The 17,502-nt window shown below is 40.7% G+C and carries 17 protein-coding genes and 3 pseudogenes; 11 read left to right on the top strand and 9 right to left on the bottom strand.

Going from position 1 to position 17,502, the window contains the following annotated elements:
• Positions 1-77: 77 nt before the first annotated feature.
• Complete coding sequence (locus QFZ73_RS05045; RefSeq protein ID WP_307263705.1) at positions 78-1,727, top strand: glycoside hydrolase family 13 protein; 1,650 nt, start codon at positions 78-80, stop codon at positions 1,725-1,727.
• Between the two features lie 333 nt (positions 1,728-2,060).
• On the top strand, positions 2,061-3,104 hold the full coding sequence (locus QFZ73_RS05040; protein ID WP_307263702.1) for a LacI family DNA-binding transcriptional regulator: 1,044 nt from the start codon (positions 2,061-2,063) through the stop codon (positions 3,102-3,104).
• 39 nt (positions 3,105-3,143) lie between these two features.
• On the opposite strand, the pseudogene QFZ73_RS05035 reads toward QFZ73_RS05040, so the two are convergent.
• From QFZ73_RS05035 to QFZ73_RS05015, 5 genes and pseudogenes are all read right to left on the bottom strand, one after another.
• A pseudogene (locus QFZ73_RS05035) lies at positions 3,144-3,931 on the bottom strand (MBL fold metallo-hydrolase).
• 120 nt (positions 3,932-4,051) lie between these two features.
• Positions 4,052-4,927 (bottom strand): SDR family oxidoreductase, encoded by an 876-nt coding sequence (locus tag QFZ73_RS05030; RefSeq protein ID WP_307263700.1) that lies wholly within the window; start codon positions 4,925-4,927, stop codon positions 4,052-4,054.
• A gap of 235 nt (positions 4,928-5,162) precedes the next feature.
• The gene (locus tag QFZ73_RS05025) at positions 5,163-5,654 is read right to left on the bottom strand and encodes a YajQ family cyclic di-GMP-binding protein (RefSeq protein WP_063232211.1); all 492 of its coding nucleotides are present in this window, start codon (positions 5,652-5,654) and stop codon (positions 5,163-5,165) included.
• A gap of 103 nt (positions 5,655-5,757) precedes the next feature.
• Positions 5,758-5,889, bottom strand: coding sequence for a DUF3941 domain-containing protein (locus tag QFZ73_RS05020; RefSeq protein ID WP_251437051.1), 132 nt, complete (start codon positions 5,887-5,889; stop codon positions 5,758-5,760).
• 68 nt (positions 5,890-5,957) lie between these two features.
• Positions 5,958-6,824 carry a DegV family protein gene (locus QFZ73_RS05015; RefSeq protein ID WP_307263693.1) on the bottom strand — a complete coding sequence of 289 codons (867 nt, stop codon included), beginning with the start codon at positions 6,822-6,824 and terminating at the stop codon, positions 5,958-5,960.
• Positions 6,825-6,980: 156 nt separating this feature from the next.
• On the opposite strand from QFZ73_RS05015, the gene QFZ73_RS05010 reads away from it, so the two are divergent.
• Positions 6,981-7,823, top strand: a complete 843-nt coding sequence (locus QFZ73_RS05010; RefSeq protein WP_251437055.1) for a YitT family protein — start codon at positions 6,981-6,983, stop codon at positions 7,821-7,823.
• 136 nt (positions 7,824-7,959) lie between these two features.
• Positions 7,960-8,135: pseudogene (locus QFZ73_RS05005) on the top strand (hypothetical protein); the annotation flags it as partial.
• A 59-nt stretch (positions 8,136-8,194) separates the two neighbouring features.
• Here QFZ73_RS05005 and QFZ73_RS05000 read toward each other — a convergent pair.
• The 3 genes from QFZ73_RS05000 to QFZ73_RS04990 all read right to left on the bottom strand — a co-directional run bounded on the left by QFZ73_RS05000 (position 8,195) and on the right by QFZ73_RS04990 (position 9,458).
• Positions 8,195-8,386, bottom strand: coding sequence for a DUF3813 domain-containing protein (locus tag QFZ73_RS05000; RefSeq protein WP_251437057.1), 192 nt, complete (start codon positions 8,384-8,386; stop codon positions 8,195-8,197).
• Complete coding sequence (locus QFZ73_RS04995; protein ID WP_164468789.1) at positions 8,386-8,538, bottom strand: hypothetical protein; 153 nt, start codon at positions 8,536-8,538, stop codon at positions 8,386-8,388. The genes QFZ73_RS05000 and QFZ73_RS04995 overlap by 1 nt, the downstream gene beginning before the upstream one ends.
• A 104-nt stretch (positions 8,539-8,642) precedes the next feature.
• Positions 8,643-9,458, bottom strand: coding sequence for a Cof-type HAD-IIB family hydrolase (locus QFZ73_RS04990; RefSeq protein WP_076367175.1), 816 nt, complete (start codon positions 9,456-9,458; stop codon positions 8,643-8,645).
• 228 nt (positions 9,459-9,686) lie between these two features.
• On the opposite strand from QFZ73_RS04990, the gene QFZ73_RS04985 reads away from it, so the two are divergent.
• From QFZ73_RS04985 to moaA, 3 genes are all read left to right on the top strand, one after another.
• Positions 9,687-10,475 carry a prolyl oligopeptidase family serine peptidase gene (locus QFZ73_RS04985; RefSeq protein WP_251437061.1) on the top strand — a complete coding sequence of 263 codons (789 nt, stop codon included), beginning with the start codon at positions 9,687-9,689 and terminating at the stop codon, positions 10,473-10,475.
• A 118-nt stretch (positions 10,476-10,593) separates the two neighbouring features.
• Positions 10,594-10,902 carry a metal-sulfur cluster assembly factor gene (locus QFZ73_RS04980; protein ID WP_133348747.1) on the top strand — a complete coding sequence of 103 codons (309 nt, stop codon included), beginning with the start codon at positions 10,594-10,596 and terminating at the stop codon, positions 10,900-10,902.
• Positions 10,903-11,011: 109 nt separating this feature from the next.
• Positions 11,012-12,025 (top strand): GTP 3',8-cyclase MoaA, encoded by a 1,014-nt coding sequence (moaA, locus tag QFZ73_RS04975; RefSeq protein ID WP_251437063.1) that lies wholly within the window; start codon positions 11,012-11,014, stop codon positions 12,023-12,025.
• Positions 12,026-12,283: 258 nt separating this feature from the next.
• Here the strand turns inward: moaA and QFZ73_RS04970 are convergent, their stop codons facing one another.
• On the bottom strand, positions 12,284-12,973 hold the full coding sequence (locus QFZ73_RS04970; protein WP_307263670.1) for a Crp/Fnr family transcriptional regulator: 690 nt from the start codon (positions 12,971-12,973) through the stop codon (positions 12,284-12,286).
• A 232-nt stretch (positions 12,974-13,205) separates the two neighbouring features.
• Between QFZ73_RS04970 and argC the strand changes: the two genes are divergently transcribed.
• The 4 genes and pseudogenes from argC (at position 13,206) to QFZ73_RS04950 (ending at position 17,426) form a co-directional block, all read left to right on the top strand.
• On the top strand, positions 13,206-14,243 hold the full coding sequence (argC, locus tag QFZ73_RS04965; protein WP_251438201.1) for an N-acetyl-gamma-glutamyl-phosphate reductase: 1,038 nt from the start codon (positions 13,206-13,208) through the stop codon (positions 14,241-14,243).
• A 16-nt stretch (positions 14,244-14,259) separates the two neighbouring features.
• Positions 14,260-15,492, top strand: coding sequence for a bifunctional ornithine acetyltransferase/N-acetylglutamate synthase (argJ, locus tag QFZ73_RS04960; RefSeq protein WP_251438202.1), 1,233 nt, complete (start codon positions 14,260-14,262; stop codon positions 15,490-15,492).
• An 11-nt stretch (positions 15,493-15,503) separates the two neighbouring features.
• Complete coding sequence (argB, locus tag QFZ73_RS04955) at positions 15,504-16,277, top strand: acetylglutamate kinase (protein WP_307263666.1); 774 nt, start codon at positions 15,504-15,506, stop codon at positions 16,275-16,277.
• Positions 16,274-17,426, top strand: a pseudogene (locus tag QFZ73_RS04950) (acetylornithine transaminase). The gene argB and the pseudogene QFZ73_RS04950 overlap by 4 nt, the downstream one beginning before the upstream one ends.
• Positions 17,427-17,502: the final 76 nt, after the last annotated feature.

Raw genomic sequence — 17,502 nt, 5'->3', positions numbered from 1 at the left:
ATATGCCTCTCGATTGTCGGTAGCCGCCAAACATTGTCCCTAAGGCTTTGTGGAAAACAGGATCGGGAGGTTACAGCATGAATAAGACCTGGTGGAAAGAAGCGGTTTGCTATCAAATATACCCGCGCAGTTTCATGGATAGTAATGGTGATGGAGTCGGAGATATAAAGGGTTTGATTTCAAAGCTTGACTATCTGCAGGAATTAGGGATAGATGTTATTTGGATTTGTCCGTTTTATAAATCGCCCAATGCGGATAATGGCTATGATATTAGTGATTATCAAGCAGTTTCCGATGAATTCGGTTCAATCGAAGATATTGATCTGTTATTGAAAGATGTTCACGGACGTGGGATGAAGGTGATACTCGATCTTGTTTTGAATCATACAAGTGATGAGCACCCCTGGTTCGTAGAGTCACGTTCGTCCCGCGATAATCCGAAACGGGATTGGTATATATGGAGGGATGGGCAGGACGGTCGTGAACCTAATAATTGGGAAAGCATCTTTTCCGGAAGTGCCTGGAAATTCGATGAAAGGACCAATCAGTACTATTTACATTTATTTGCCGAAAAGCAGCCAGACTTAAACTGGAAAAATACTGATGTGCGACAGGCATTATATGAAATGGTCAATTGGTGGCTCGATAAGGGAATCGATGGCTTCCGGATTGATGCGATCACGCATATTCATAAGCGTGAAGGCCTTCCGGATATGCCCAATCCTTATTGGCATCAGTATGTACCTGCGTTTGAAATGCACACCAATCAGGACGGGATTCTGGATTACCTTCAGGAGTTGAAAGAAGAGACTTTCTCTAAGTATGATATCATGACGGTTGGTGAAGCCAATGGCGTCAGGATTGAGCAGGCGGAAGAATGGGTCGGGGAATCGAATGGGAAGTTCAATATGATATTTCAATTTGAACATCTTGGACTTTGGAATAGGGGACAGAATCACGATGTTGATGTTCAGGGGTTAAAGCGCACAATGACCAAGTGGCAAAAGGGGCTGAAAAACAAAGGATGGAATGCTTTGTTTTTTGAAAATCATGATCAGCCAAGAAGTGTATCCACCTGGGGAAATGATCATCAATACTGGTTGGAAAGCGCAAAAATGATTGGGGCTCTTTACTTTTTCATGCAAGGCACACCTTTTATTTATCAAGGTCAGGAAATTGGCATGACGAATGTCCAATTTGATTCGATTGATGATTATGATGATGTAGGAATGAAAAACTTTTACCGGATAGAGACCTCCAAAGGTCGTCCGCATGATGAAATCATGAACATTATATGGCATAGCGGCCGTGATAATTCACGAACACCGATGCAATGGAATGATATTGAAAATGGCGGATTCACCCACGGAACACCTTGGATGAGGGTTAATCCCAATTATCGTGCCATTAATGTAGAACAGCAGAAAAAGGACCCGTCATCCATTTATCATTTTTATAAAAAGATGATTGAACTTCGAAAAAAACATCAGGTCCTTGTTTATGGGGAATATGAATTATTATGGGAAGATCACCCTGAACTTTATATTTATACAAGAAATATGAATGATAATTCAGTCATGGTAGTATGTAACTTTAGTATGAATCACCACCAAATTGACCTTTCTCATTGGGGTAAAATGGAACTTTTGCTAGCTAATTATGAAGATTGTCCTGAGGTGTCCCTTATTGATTTACGTCCATATGAAACGAGGGTTTATCGTTATTAATTTGTAAATCACTTTTATGGACTTGATTGGAAATCAGCTTAAAACCTATGTAGTTAGTCGTCTGACTTCTTAATTCCCAATAGACCTGTCGTTTCTTTAGAAGCTGATCATACATCAGCTTCTTTTTGAATTTTAAAACAGAGATGAAAAAACGGAAAAGTGAGTATTTTCTGAAAAATTGAATAAACATTAAAAAAAGTATGGATATAACTATTGAACTGAGTGTATTATGAATACATACAAAATGTATAAATATAAAATGAATATTAGATAAGTGTTTATTGGTATTCACCTTTGAAGTCAATAAAGGCTAAGAGAGGAGAGGGGAAATGCATGGCCATCACAATAAAAGATGTGGCACAGCTAGCGAATGTTGCTCCTTCAACAGTTTCTCGAGTGATTGCAAACAATCCTCGAATAAGTGAAAAAACAAAGGTACGGGTACGTAAGGCGATGAGTAAATTAGGATACCATCCAAACTTCATTGCACGTAGTCTTGCCAATCAATCGACCAGGATCATTGGCTTGGTAATGCCAAGTTCGTCAAATGATTATTATCAAAATCCATTTTTTTCGACGATCCTCCAGGGTCTAAGTGAGGGAGCTCAGGAAAACCATTATTCCCTGTTGCTAAGCACGGGCAAAACAGAAGATGAAATCTACGAAGGAGTAGTGAATATGGTGCAGGGGGGGATGGTGGATGGAATAATCCTGATGTATTCAAGGATAAACGATCACATTCTTACCTATTTAAGAGCAAGGGCTTTTCCATTTGTGATCATTGGGAAACCCTTTGATTTTATCGAGGAGATAACATATGTTGATAATGATAATGTCTTGGCTGCCGAACAGGCAACGGATTACCTCATACAGCTAGGACATGAAAGGATTGGATTCATCGGAGGTGATGTGACCCTTGTGATGACCCTTGATCGCTTGTCAGGATATGAACGGGCATTGAAGAGGGCTGGAATCGATCGAAGGCGGGAATATACCCTGCATGAAGATTTTTTGCATGAAGGGGGACAAGCAGCTGCAAAAAGGTTACTATCCATCGATGAACCACCAACCGCATTGGTGGTCAGTGATGATCTTATGGCACTTGGAATCGTGCATTCACTTCGCGAGATGGGCGTGAGCACTCCTGAAGAAATGTCAATCGTCAGCTTCAATAACGTTGTTTTCTCTGAACTGTCATTACCAGCCCTGACTTCCGTAGATATTAACATTTTTGATTTGGGATATCAGGCCGCTAAGGGCATCATTCACATGCTGCAGACTGGAGATGCTCCTGCTGGAACCATCATTCCACATCATTTCGTGGAAAGGCATTCCTGCAGATCAATCAAGCAGGGTGCAATGGCCATGACTTATTGAACGAAAAGGGCATTGCGTAAAAGCAATGCCCTTTTTTTGCTAGAAATGTACGCTGAAACTTTTGAATGCATGTACACCCGTTCCGTGTCTGACTAAATTATTCTCTTTAAGGTATTGAATGGCTGCAAGGACTTCTTCAAGGATCTTTGGTTCGAGGCCTAGTTGGTTGTGTCCGCCATAGATTTTGGAGACTGCCTTGATCTTTGTGATCTTTTCCAACGAGTTCACAAGGTCTTCAGGGCTTGTCGAGGGATAAAATGCATAAACGGGAGTATCTGAATAAAGCAGGTCGCCAGTAAATAAATAACCTGTTTCATCATCCAAAATTGAAATGTGGCCAGGCGAATGACCAGGTGTATGATAAATGCTTACACTTCGGTTTCCAAGATCAATCGTGTCCCCATCCGATAAGAGCCTATCAGGGTACCCCTGATATGGCTTGTATGTATCAGGATTGAATGATTGGGTATGGGTAATGTGATATCCCGGGCCATGTTCTTTCTTATTTGTTCCAAGGACAAACCTTCAATGCCGTTAATCAGCCAATTGGCATCATCACCATGAACATAAATCGTTTCATAATCACCGTGACCGCCAATATGATCCGCATGAACGTGTGTGGTCAGGACGATGATCGGAAGATCGGTAAGCTGGTCTGTAATCCGCTTAATCGAATCGATGCCTAACCCTGTGTCGATTAACTCAGCCCGGGTCTCACCAAGTAATAAAAAGGAATGAACTTTCTCCCAATGACCATATTCACTGATTGCAAACGTTTTTGAGTCCAATCCCTGAACGGTGAACCATGGATCTACAATATTTTTCAAAAGTGACTCCACTCCTTCCCACTCATATATTCCGCGTTAACCGGAAATATCCTGCCTTAAAGATAAAAGCAGTGGATTTCAATTTGTGAAATCCACTGCTTTTGGAAAAAAGGTAAGGCCTTATCCGTTTACAACGGTCCCGCCGTTTACATGGATGACTTGTCCGCTGACATAGGATGAATCATCACTTGCCAAATATACATAGGCTGGTGCCAATTCCTCAGGCTGACCTGCGCGGCCCATTGGAGTATCCTGTCCGAATTTGGCAACATCCTCTTCACCGAATGAGGCAGGAATCAGCGGTGTCCAGATTGGGCCTGGCGCAACACCGTTCACTCTGATGCCATCTTTTGAAATGGAGTTCGACAGGGCTCTTGTAAATGCCAGTATTGCACCTTTTGTTGAAGAGTAATCGATTAGTTTTGGGTTGCCTTGATAGGCTGTGATAGAGGTTGTATTAATGATGCTGCTTCCTTTTTTAAGGTGCTTCAATGCAGCTTTAGTTAAGTGGAACATCGCGAAAATATTCGTGCGGAACGTTTTTTCCAATTGTTCAGCTGAAATGTCAAGGATGCTTGTCTGCACATGCTGTTCTCCGGCGTTGTTGACTAGAATGTCCAAACCGCCAAATTCATCAACCGTTTTTTTGACGACATCCTGGCAGAAGGCTTCATCACCGATATCTCCGGAAATGAGTAAACATTTCTGGCCTTCTTTTTCAATCAATTCTTTTGTCGCTTTGGCATCCTCGTGTTCATCCAGGTATGCAACTGTCACATTCGCTCCTTCTTTAGCGTAATAAATGGCAACCGATTTACCGATTCCGCTGTCTCCTCCTGTTATGATTGCCGTTTTACCTTTTAGTTTGCCGCTTCCTTTGTAGGCAGCTTTAACTGAATCTGGGTTCGGTTCCATTTTTGTTTCCAATCCAGGTTGATGCTGTTGATGTTGAGGTGGAAATCCTTGTTTGTTCTGATTTTGGTTTTGAGTAGCCAAGATTAAAACGCCTCCTGTTTAATTATCAACGCTTTTTCTATTCCTTTTTTTAAAAAAAAGGAAACATGGAAAAAATGACCAAAATAAGTCTTGTTTAATGTTTTAACTGAAGGGACATGACTAGTCTTTCCATGTTCCATGAAGGCGATTCATTTGAAGAGAAAGGGGATTTGACCGCTGATAGAGGCATTTGCAACAAAAAAAGACCCACCTAAAGCAGGTGAGGCCTTCATAATTAGCGGTAATTTAAGAATTGTACATCAATGGACAGATCAGCGCCCCGGATTGCGGAAATGATTCCTTGCAAATCATCCCGGTTCTTACCGGTAACACGGATTTGATCATCCTGGATTTGGCTTTTCACTTTAAGACCGCTATTTTTAATGATGGTATTGATTTTTTTTGCTTGTTCCTTATCGATGCCTTGAATTAACTTAGCCCGTTGGCGAACGGTTCCGCCAGAAGCTCCTTCTAATTTGCCATAGTCCAGGTTCTTGACTGGTACGTCACGTTTAATGAGTTTACTAATGAGAACATCCTTCAGCTGTTCAAGCTTATATTCATCGTCGGATACTAAAACCAGGTCTTCTTTTTCAATGGTGATGCTGCTTATACTCCCTTTAAAATCATAGCGTGTTTGTATTTCCTTCATAGCCATGGTAACTGCATTCGTTACCTCTGAAAAGTCTACTTTCGAAACAATATCAAATGAATTTTCCTTTGCCATCACTTACCTCCAGCAGGGTTTATTTCCTTTATTATAGAGAAAGTGTGAAAGGAAGACAACTATATAAACCATATTAAAAAAGCGAGGGGACAAGCCCCGCGCTTCATTTATGGTCCGTTTTCTTCGAATAGGAGTGCTTACCTGCAGCAAGGTTTTCCTGATATGCGATATTTTTTTCAGCATTTCTCGCTTGGTTATCTTTTGGCCTTTTATTGTCATCGGTTGTTTTGGTCATAGTGAAAACTCCCTTCCATTATCTGATCAATATATATTGTTCACAATTATGGAAGGGAGTATGTATGTTTATGATTTCTCAGGGGTATCGTTTAAGAAGAAGAGGGCAATTGTACCAGGACCGGCATGTGCACCGATGACGGAGCCAATTGAATGGATCATGAAATCGGTTGTCCCGAACTCATTTTGAATGGCTTCCTTCCATTCCAAGGCCGTTGCTTCATCATCACCATGACTAATGGCAATCGTTTGGGTTGTTAAATTTTTTCCTCTTTCGTGCATTAATTCGATTATACGTTTAATCAATTTCTTTTTGCCGCGTATCTTTTCAAGCGGAACAAGCTTCCCATCTTCAACATGCAATAACGGTTTAATGTTCAATAAACCGCCAACAAGGGCAGATGTCTTGGAGATGCGGCCGCCACGGGCCAAATATTCAAGGTTATCTACAGTGAATAAATGCTCCATATGCCGGGTTTGGAATTCGATATCAGCTAGGATTTCTTCTTTAGTGGCACCGTTTGCTGCTAGATCGGCTGCTTTCTTTACAATTAAACCTACGCCCATCGAAGCGCATTTCGTATTGACGATTTCAATGTCAAGGTCAGGGTACTCTTCCTTCACTTGATTAAGAATCATCACTGCCGTTTGATATGTTCCTGATAACTCAGAGGAAAAAGCTATATAAATCCCTTGTTTTTTCTCCTTGGCAAACTGTGTGAAAAGTTCTATAAAGTATTCTGGGGAAGCTTGCGATGTTTTCGGGGCTTTTCCCTCCAGCATCGCCTGATAGACTTCGTGAGAATTAATGGTAAGTAAATCTTCGTAATTTTCCCCGTCAAGATGGACTTGTAAAGGGATTAATGAAACATTGTTTTCCTTATAGAAAGACAACGGCAAATCACATGCACTATCTGCAAGAATTGTGATAGCCATAATACACCTGCTTTCTTTTTACAATTTTTAGAAAATGAGTGGTCACTCTACTTTTTAGTGTAGCACGTAACGGTAAAAATTCAATCTCTACGTAAATAGAATAAATAATTAAGGGTAAAAAGATAATAGAATAAGGGTGAAATGGAGGTTTTTAGGATGTACAGTGGTGAAATGAAGAAGATTATCATAGTTGTGGTCGGAGCATTACTGAATGCCATCGCAATGAACTTTTTTCTAATACCGGCAAACGTATATGCAAGCGGCTTTACAGGAGTGGCCCAGCTTCTATCGAGGATGATTGGTTCTTTTGCTCCTTTTAATGTATCGACAGGTATTCTATTGCTTTTATTGAACATTCCAGTAACGATCATTGCTTGGCGAAAAGTTGGAAAGTCTTTTACTTTTTATAGTTTCCTCAGCGTTGTCTTGATGTCCTTCTTTATGGAAATCATTCCGATTACACGCTGGTCACCTGACATATTATTGAATGCGGTGTTTGGCGGAGTCATAGCTGCAGTAGGTGTGGGGATCACCTTGAAATACGGTGCATCGACTGGCGGAATGGATATTATCGCTATGCTTCTATCACGGAAGAAAGATAAACCTGTGGGTACTTATTTATTTCTGCTGAATGGCGTGATCATTGTAACGGCAGGAGCTGTTTATGGACCGGAAAAAGCTTTGTATACACTTGTTACCCTTTACACATCGACCCGTGTCGTTGACGCGATCCATACGCGTCATGAAAAGCTTACGGCCATGATCATTACAAAGAAAAGCGAAGAACTAAAACAGGCAATCCATGCAAAGTTAGTTCGTGGAATTACAAGGGTTCCCGCAAAAGGGGCGTTCACCAACGAAACTAAGGAAATGTTATTGATTGTCATTACAAGGTATGAACTGTATGACCTTGAACGGATCATCAAGGAAGTGGATCCGCATGCTTTCACAAACATCATAGAAACTTCAGGCATTGTTGGAACTTTCCGCAGGGAATGATATTAACAAAAAATTAAGGCCATTACACTTCTATTATAAAAGGTAGTATTTCGGCGTTTTAAGTTTATTGCCTGTACAAAACGGCTAATTCTCATATTGTAGCGCCAATTTAAAATCTTATGAAAGAGTGATGAAAATGGCTGACGACGAAAAAATGAGCAGACAGGAAGCAGGCCGTAAAGGTGGGGAAGCCGCTTCTAAAAATCACGACAAGGATTTTTATCGGGAAATGAGCCAAAGGGCGGAGAAGCCACTGCTGATTCCCATGGTAAAGACTTTTATGAAGAAATCGGTGAAAAAGTCGGTAAGGCATGAAATAACAATTAATGAAAACAAAGCGAAAGCCTCCAGGAATCCTGGAGGCTTTCATTTTATTTAGAGTGGTTTTCCAGCTCTTCCTGGAGTTCTCGCAGTTGTTCTTTTTCGGCCTCGGTCGTATTGGCAAAGGCTGATGAAAGAGCGTTTTTAGCGATTTCCTCTGTCTTGTGCTGGTCACCGTTTTGCTCAGAGTGGAGAGCTTCTTCAACAAATTCCCTAGCTTTCTGAAATAATTTGTTTCCCATTAGAAGCCACCATAGCTTTGTTCAGACATAATTCTTAACCTGTCTTTTTCAGCCTCTTCAAACGTAGTGTGATAAGGGATTTTTTCGGCATGCCTGGCAACACTTTCTTTGCCTTGCTGTACAAATCGTTTAGATTTACTGCTTTTACCCATTCTTATCTCCTCCGATTCTGAGCGTTGTCGACAACGGAATGGAAGCTGTTGTCCATATTAGTTTGGCTTGAAAGATAGATATTATGAAGGTAAAAAATGACGTATTAGGCTTTGATGTTGAATTTTTCTTCGAGGAAGACGGCTATACCATCTTCTTCATTCGTCAATGTAGTCGTATTTGCTACCGTTTTTACTGGTGAAATCGCGTTTCCCATGGCCACCCCGGTTCCTGCGTAATCGAGCATTTCCAAATCATTATCTTCATCACCGAAAGCGATTATCCTGTTTTGAGGAATTTCCAGATAATTGGATACGCGTTTTAGACCTACGGCTTTACTTAACCCGCTTTTTATTATTTCGATGATATGAAAAGGCTCTGCCCAGCGGCGATGATCGACCAATTCTGCATGGACATCGGATAAATGCTGGCGAATCTGTCCTACGAATTCACTATCTGTGTGAATTAGCATGGAAGTTGGGGAATCCTGAAGGTAATTGCGCAAGTCACCTGTCTTCATGATCGGATTTCCTACATTGAACATGTTCATCAACTTTTCATCATGATAATGGACATAAACTTCATCCCGGACTTCTGCGATAATGTTATGATATTTAAACTGATCACACGCTTCAACAATATCTTTCGCAACACTTATATCCAGTGGAGAGTGGTATACCCCCCAGCTTGTATGTAATGGGTGATGGACGAAAGCGCCATTGAAATTAACGATTGGTGTAGTCAACCCCAATTCCCGGTAATAAAGTTCACTTGAGCGAAAGGGACGCCCGGTAGCGATCATAACTTCGTGTCCATCTTCTTTTAGTTTTAGGAGTGTTTTTTTAGTCCTTGAAGAAATGGTTTTGTTATCTGTAAGTAAAGTACCATCAAGATCCAATACGATTAAATGTTTCTCAGCCATGTCACACCTTCTGTTCTTTTTGATTTCATTATATGCAAATATTGTTAAGCCTATTTTAAAGTAAATGTAAATCTTTTTCATTCTTTATGCATTCCTGTATGATATTACTATATCCGGGATTAGATAATTGAAGCGGAACTTAGGTATAAAGGAATGGAATGATGAATGCCAATGCCATTTTGATAAGGGTATTGAAAAGACCTGAACAAATTATTAGGAGGGGTTAACTTGATAATAATTGAAAAAGAACTAATTGGACATATTCCTGTATTGCACCTAGGTAAAGAAGCCACTTTCAATCAGGAGTTGCCGCTTATCATTTTTATACACGGTTTTCAAAGTGCAAAAGAACACAATCTCCACTATGCCTATTTATTGGCTGAAAAGGGGTTTCGTGTGTTTCTTCCGGATGTGATTCATCATGGGGAAAGGGAAGCTGGTTTAAGTGATTCTCAAATGATGCCCCGTTTTTGGGAAATGGTTTTACAGACAATCCAGGATTTATCTTTGTTGAAGGATGATTTATTATCCCGAAAATTAATTGATCCTGACAGAATTGGCGTAGCAGGTACTTCTATGGGGGGAATAGTGACTAATGGGGCTCTAGCTGTTTATGAATGGATATCCGCCGGAGTCAGTTTAATGGGAAACCCATCATATGTCGCGTATGCAGAGCTCCAAATGGAGGAGATTAAGAAAAGGAAAGTTAATTTCCCAGCTACTGATGAGGAAGTTGCCAAGGTGATTGAACAGCTCAAGCCATTTGATTTGAGTCTTAATCAGGATAAGCTTTCCAACCGTCCGCTTCTTTTTTGGCATGGTGCCAAAGATCCGGTTGTGCCTTATCAACATGCATATCGTTTTTATGAAGGGGTCAAAGCAGGGTATAATGAGGCAGATGAAAAAATTGATTTTATCCTTGACCCTAAGGCTGGACATAAGGTCAGTAGAGAAGGCGTGCTTATGACTGCAGACTGGTTAGCGAAACATTTACTGTCAACTGTGCAAAATGCTTAAGTACTCACTCAAAATCTGTTATGATTCTAATACGGACATAATATAAAGTCCAAAATGGACATAGAGATGAAACCGACAATCTAAAACGAAGAGATTTTCCATAAAAGGAGTGATCGAAGTGGATCAAGATACAAAAGACATTATTTTTGGAGCTTTGGAGCAGGTCATAGACCCTGAGCTTGGTATAGATATCGTTAATTTAGGTTTGGTATATGATGTGGATATGGATGAGGAAGGTCTGACTACTGTGACGATGACATTGACAGCAATGGGCTGTCCGATGGCTGGGACGATCGTCGATCAAGTTAAATTGGTTCTGGAAGATATCCCTGAGGTCAAGGAAACGGATGTGAAGATTGTCTGGAGTCCGCCATGGACTAAAGACAAAATGTCTAGATATGCAAAAATTGCATTAGGAATCAAATAATATCTCTGTAATAGAAATGTAAAGCCAGTCAAAAAACGGTGAATCCATTCAATGGAGCCACTTTTTATGGTCTGGTTTTTTTCTAATACTTTTGGCTAGGAGTGGTTAATTGAACAGTCATATTAAGGATTCATTGGGCAGGCCACTTAGGGATTTAAGGATTTCAGTCATAGATCGCTGTAACTTTCGCTGCCAGTATTGCATGCCTGCTGAAATTTTTCATGAAAATTTTCAGTTCCTGCCAAAAAGTGAGCTACTATCTTATGAGGAAATTGTAAGGCTTTCTGAAATATTTGCAGGCTTAGGGGTTAAAAAACTAAGGTTGACAGGCGGGGAACCATTACTCCGGAGAGATCTTACCACTCTGATTTCAAATCTTGTTAAAATTGATGGTATTGAAGATATTGGATTGACTACGAATGGTGTCTTCTTGAAAAAACATGCAGCGAATTTGAGGGCAGCTGGTTTGCAGAGGGTGAATATCAGCTTAGACAGCCTCGATGATGAACTTTTCAAGAAGATGAACGGCAGGGATATCGGTACAAAGCCTGTTATTGAAGGCATAGCTGCAGCAAAAGAAGCAGGGCTGGGCGTTAAAGTGAATATGGTAGTGAAAAAAGAGACCAATGAATCTCAAATTCTGCCGATGGCCCGATTTTGTAAAGATGAGGGCATTCAATTACGCTATATAGAATTTATGGATGTCGGGCATACAAACGGCTGGCAGTTGAAGAATGTCATTGCGAAAAAAGAACTGTTAGCGATGCTCCAAACCGAATTCGATCTTGAACCAGTTGAGGAAGATTATTTTGGAGAGGTGGCAAAACGCTTCCGTTATAAGGGCACTACTGCAGAAGTGGGCTTCATAACCTCGGTTTCCGAGTCTTTTTGTTCAAGTTGTACACGTGCACGTCTTTCTGCTAATGGAAGTTTATATACATGCCTGTTTAATGGAAAGGGACATGACTTAAAGTCTTTGCTCCGTTCCGACATGACAGATGAAGAATTGACCGGGTTCATCATTTCACTTTGGAATCGTAGGGACGACCGCTATTCGGATGAGCGGGCATCGGGAACAGTGAAGAAACAGGAAAAAATCGAAATGTCATTCATTGGCGGGTAAAATACATGGGACTCCCGTCCGAATGAATAAGAAATTAAGGGATGGCAGTTATGCCATCCCTTTTTTGTATGGTTGTTACGAACCTAAGATGCCAGTCAATGGCCGAAATCGATTTTTATACTTTTTTTATGCATTTTTATATAGGAACATTGTAATGAAAATAATTCAATGGTCCTAGGGATGGATTTAGCCTGAAATAAACTCCAATCACTTTAAGATCAGTAAGGCAGTATGTATTATTCTTATTATGGGAGGGATTTAATCGATGGTACAGATTTCTATTGGACAGTTTTCACAGTCGATTTCCTGTTTCAAATAGTCAAAGTCAAGAATCGTAATGCGTCCCTTTTTAATGGAGATGACATTGTTTTTCCTTAATTGTGCGAGCATTCGATTGACTACCTCGCGGGATGTGCCGCAAAAATTGGCGAGTTCTTGGTTTGTAAAGGGAAGATTGATAACTTTCCCGTCCTCTACTTCGGTGCCATAGCTATTTGATAAACGTATGAGGGTGGAGTAAAATGCACCTTTCTTACCGTGCAGGAGCATATCACGGAATTTAGCCTGATTTTTACGGTTTTGAGCGGATAACCATGTCATCATATCGACTGCAAGACGGCTATCGGAGGCGATTTTATCTTCTAATGCTTCTTTGGAAATAACCGCAACAGTTCCATCTTCCATCATTTTTGCATTCATCATATATTTAGGATTTTGAGAAAATAAGACTGTTTCCCCAACCAAATCATTCTCTGAACTAATGCGTATGGTTAATTCCCGACCGTCGGGAACAACCTTACTCACTTCTACTTTCCCTTTTATAATGTAATACAAATCACTTGCTGGGGTGCTCTCCTGAAAAAGGTAGCGCCCTTTTTCCATATGTTTAACTTGATGTTTATTATCTAAAATTGCATGCATCCGATTAGATAACGATAATTCATTCATGCATATGACCACCTTTCAGATACCGCTATTACTCAATTACTACCTTTGATTTAAACGGAAAAAACCCCAGTAGTCAACAAGTTTGGATAATTCTAGGATTTTTGATGGATGATTTTTCATTTAAAATTAATGTTTAAAGTTTTATAAAAATACATTTGATTTTATTTTTATTCAGTCTTATAATAATAGAATCAAAGAATGACAGGGACCAGAAAATATAGGAGATGGTTTTATGAACGTATCAATAGTAGGTGCAACGGGTTATGGAGGACTGGAACTAATAAGATTTTTGAATAATCATCCGCAATTTAAAATAAAATCATTGCATACTTCATCCCAATTTGGTCGAAGTTTATATGAAGAAAATGCACATTTAATGCATATGAAAGATAAATTAGAAGAAATTGACCCGGAAGCGATTGCAAAAAAATCCGATATTGTATTTCTAGCAACTCCTTCAGGTGTTTCCTCGCAATTGGTTTCGGAATTTTCTGACCTTGACATTAAAGTAATCGACCTATCTGGAGACCTCAGGCTTCAAACTCCGGGTGAATACGAACACTGGTATAAAAAACCGGCAGCGCCACAGCAAATTATAGAAGAAGCCGTATACGGATTGGCTGAATGGAATGCCGAAGCAATAAAAAAAGCAAAGATCATTGCCAATCCAGGGTGCTACCCAACCGCATCACTATTAGGTCTTGCCCCATTATTCACTGAAGGATTGGCAGGAGCAGCTGCCGATGTGACCATCGATGCAAAATCGGGGGTTTCAGGGGCGGGTAAATCACCTTCGGCAGTCACCCATTATAGTGAAATGAATGAGAACTTTAAGATATATAAGGTAAATCGACATCAACACATACCGGAAATCGAACAGCAGCTTGGGCGATGGTCATCAGGTTTACAGCCTATCACCTTTAATACACATCTTGTTCCCATGACAAGAGGGATTATGGCAACGATGTATATAAAGGTAAATCGGGAAACCTCTAATGTTGTATTAAAGGATTTATATGAAACAGTATACGAGAACCACCCATTTGTCCGGGTACAGCCCCTTGATCGCTTTCCATCCACGAAACAGGTATATGGATCGAACTTTTGCGATATTGGTGTCGATTATGATGAAAGAACAGGTAAGGTAACGGTGGTTTCAGTTATTGATAATTTAGTGAAGGGTGCTGCAGGGCAGGCCATTCAAAATGCAAATATATTAATGGGACTAGAAGAAACGGCAGGACTATGGAACAGTCCGCTATATCCGTAAACTATGGAGGGAAACAATGAATACACTACAGCCAGTTGAAGTAATCAAACAAATTCAAGAAGGTAACATTTTAATGCCCCAAGGGTTCAAAGCGTCAGGTGTCCATGCAGGATTACGCTATTCTAAAAAGGACGTTGGCATCATTTTTACCGATGTCCCAGCATCAGCCGCGGCGGTTTATACACAAAATGTAGTTCAAGCCGCTCCAATCAATGTAACGAAAGATAGCATTGCAGTTACTGGAAAACTTCACGGCATTGTAGTGAATAGTGCTTGTGCGAATGCTTGTACAGGTGAACAGGGTTTAAAAGATGCAAATGAAATGAGGAAGATTGCGGCTCAAAAGTTCGGTTTGGAGGACCATTCATTTGCAGTGGCTTCAACGGGAGTCATAGGGGAATTCATGGAAATGGAAAAAGTAAGAAAAGGCATAGAGTCATTGCAGCCAGAAAATACACCTGAAGCTGCTGCAGATTTTGGTACCGCCATCTTAACAACGGATATTGTAACGAAGAGCTGTGGTTATGAAACAATTATTGACGGTAAAACCGTGAAGATGGGCGGCGCTGCGAAGGGATCGGGAATGATTCATCCAAACATGGCCACAATGCTCGGTTTCATTACCACGGATGCTGTAATTGAACCAGATGATTTACAGCAAGCACTATCCTCCATTACAAATGATACATTCAATCAAATCACGGTTGATGGTGACTGTTCAACGAACGACATGGTGTTAGTGCTCGCGAATGGAGAAGCGAACAATGACCCTTTGACACCTAACCATCCAGAATGGTCCATCTTCCTGGAATTATTAAAACAAACTTCCGAAAATCTCGCTAAACAAATTGCGAAAGACGGAGAAGGAGCCACAAAGCTGATAGAAGTGAATGTTCATGGCATGCATACGAAGCAAGATTCACAGATGATGGCGAAGACGATCGTTGGGTCAAATCTAGTGAAAACGGCAGCTTTTGGAGCGGATGCAAACTGGGGACGGATCATTGCTGCGATGGGAAGAAGCGGAGTGGCATTCAATCCGGACCAAACAACGATCGCTTTTGGTGATATCGTCGTACTTAAAGATGGTGAGCCGATCATGTTTTCTGAGGAAGAAGCCAAAGCATACTTGGAAAATGAAAGTATCATCATTCATGTTTATTTAAAAGATGGTAATGAATCAGGCACAGCATGGGGCTGCGATTTAACCTATGATTATGTGAAAATAAACGGAAGCTATCGTTCGTAAGAGGTGAAAATATGGATATATTAGTCATAAAGTGCGGCGGCAGCATCATTAATGAGTTATCTGAGTCGTTTTTCAATAGTGTTAGAGAGTTGCAAAACCGCGGCTACCAAATTGTCTTTGTGCATGGAGGCGGCCCTGATATAAATTCAATGCTTGAAAAATTTGAAATTGAACCAGTATTTGAAGATGGTTTAAGAAAAACGACCACCGAAGTGTTGGAAATTGTGGAACTTATGCTGGCAGGCAAATCGAACCGCAGCCTCGTTCATAAATTGGAAGCTCATGGCATCAAGGCAATCGGTTTAAATGGCTCTGACGGCGGAATTCTTTCAGGTGATTATATCGATGAACAGAAACTTGGAGCTGTAGGTGAGATACAACAAGTCAATACGGAATTATTCGAACTTTTATTCGAAAAAGGGTATTGTCCGGTATTGACGCCCATTTCAACTACCGAAGAAGGCAATAAATTAAATGTGAATGCCGATATGGCTGCTGGGTCTGTAGCGAAGGCACTATCGGCCGATATGTGTTTATTTGTGACCGATGTTAAAGGGGTCTTGAAGAATGGGCAGATCATTGAGAAATTGAATGAAACGGAAACGAAGAATATGATCATGGATGGAAGTATCCATGGGGGAATGATCCCGAAAGTCAATACAGCGTTGTCGGTGCTGAATAAAGGGATTGAAGAAGTGATGATCGTTAGTGGGAAAGATCATTTTTATCAAGGCGGACAATTCATCGGTACGAAATTTCTTCAGGAGGAAGGGGTATTTCAATGAGTTCTTTATTTCCAACATATGCAAGGTGGAACATTGAGCCAGAAACAGCGTCAGGATTGAAGATTACGAGTACAACAGGTAAAGAGTATCTGGATTTCACATCCGGAATCGGGGTTTTGAATCTTGGACATTGTCATGAGAAGAGTAAAAATGGCTGTCACGGAACAGCTTAATAAATATTGGCATGTATCGAACATGTTTCAAAGTTCCTTACAGGAACGGACAGCAAAAATGCTGGCTGATGCCTCTGGTTTAAGTCAGGTGTTCTTTGCCAACAGCGGTGCCGAGGCGAATGAGGCAGCTATCAAACTAGCACGTAAAGCCACTGGGAAAAGCAAAATTGTTACATGTCAGCAGTCTTTTCACGGCCGTACGTTTGCAACGATGGCTGCAACGGGGCAGGAAAAAATCAAGACTGGTTTCGGACCGATGCTAGCTTCGTTCGAATATGTTCCATTTAATGATAATGATGCCATGACAGCGGCCATTGATGAAAATACGGCAGCTGTAATGATTGAAATAGTTCAAGGAGAGGGCGGCATTCATGTTGTTCAGCAATCTTATCTGGACGCGATTCAAACTCAATGCCAAGAACACGGAGCTCTCCTTATCATAGATGAAATTCAGACTGGAATAGGGCGTACAGGGAAACCTTTTGCATTCCAGCATTTTAATATCCAACCGGACATCATCACTTCAGCAAAGGGGCTGGGAAATGGCCTGCCAATCGGGGCGATGATTGGAAAGGAAGCACTGTCTGAGTTCTTTAACCCTGGAAGTCATGGGTCCACTTTTGGCGGTAATCCCGTTAGTGTCTCAGCGGCCGAAGCCGTGTTGAAGGAAATTTTCCAATCAGGGTTTTTAAAAGAAACCGTTAAAAAGGCTGAATACCTTGAGAGCGAATTAGCAAAGGCATTGATGGAAATGGAAGAAGTGAAAGAGATTCGCGGTCTGGGAATGATGGTCGGAATTGAATGTAAACAGGATGTTCAGGTGTTTTTAATGGAACTGCAAGAAGAGGGCTTACTTGTATTGAGTGCAGGTCCTACAGTACTTCGTTTACTCCCATCTCTGACAGTTACCGAATCGGAGATCAATAGTGCTATAAACAAAATTAAAAAAGTATTGGCAGTAAAACAAACTATCTAAATTTATTGAATTTTTATAGAATGAAATGAATAATTATGCTATTGTGTATATAAATATACATCATCTAAAGAGGTGA

The sequence above is a fragment of the Peribacillus sp. V2I11 genome, assembly GCF_030817135.1.
Classification (GTDB): Bacteria; Bacillota; Bacilli; order Bacillales; family DSM-1321; genus Peribacillus; species Peribacillus simplex.
The sequence above is the reverse complement of the archived record's forward strand: the minus strand, read 5'-3'. Positions and strand labels throughout refer to the sequence as shown.

Bases quoted from the DNA above. Each gene is read 5' to 3' on its own strand.
- argC (WP_251438201.1), top strand. From the start codon at position 13,206: ATGAACGTATCAATAGTAGGTGCAACGGGTTATGGAGGACTGGAACTA.
- QFZ73_RS05045 (WP_307263705.1), top strand. From the start codon at position 78: ATGAATAAGACCTGGTGGAAAGAAGCGGTTTGCTATCAAATATACCCG.
- argB (WP_307263666.1), top strand. From the start codon at position 15,504: ATGGATATATTAGTCATAAAGTGCGGCGGCAGCATCATTAATGAGTTA.
- QFZ73_RS04970 (WP_307263670.1), bottom strand. From the start codon at position 12,973: ATGAATGAATTATCGTTATCTAATCGGATGCATGCAATTTTAGATAAT.
- QFZ73_RS05025 (WP_063232211.1), bottom strand. From the start codon at position 5,654: ATGGCAAAGGAAAATTCATTTGATATTGTTTCGAAAGTAGACTTTTCA.
- QFZ73_RS05000 (WP_251437057.1), bottom strand. From the start codon at position 8,386: ATGGGAAACAAATTATTTCAGAAAGCTAGGGAATTTGTTGAAGAAGCT.
- argJ (WP_251438202.1), top strand. From the start codon at position 14,260: ATGAATACACTACAGCCAGTTGAAGTAATCAAACAAATTCAAGAAGGT.
- QFZ73_RS05040 (WP_307263702.1), top strand. From the start codon at position 2,061: ATGGCCATCACAATAAAAGATGTGGCACAGCTAGCGAATGTTGCTCCT.
- QFZ73_RS05020 (WP_251437051.1), bottom strand. From the start codon at position 5,889: ATGACCAAAACAACCGATGACAATAAAAGGCCAAAAGATAACCAAGCG.
- QFZ73_RS05010 (WP_251437055.1), top strand. From the start codon at position 6,981: ATGTACAGTGGTGAAATGAAGAAGATTATCATAGTTGTGGTCGGAGCA.
- QFZ73_RS04995 (WP_164468789.1), bottom strand. From the start codon at position 8,538: ATGGGTAAAAGCAGTAAATCTAAACGATTTGTACAGCAAGGCAAAGAA.
- QFZ73_RS04990 (WP_076367175.1), bottom strand. From the start codon at position 9,458: ATGGCTGAGAAACATTTAATCGTATTGGATCTTGATGGTACTTTACTT.
- QFZ73_RS05015 (WP_307263693.1), bottom strand. From the start codon at position 6,824: ATGGCTATCACAATTCTTGCAGATAGTGCATGTGATTTGCCGTTGTCT.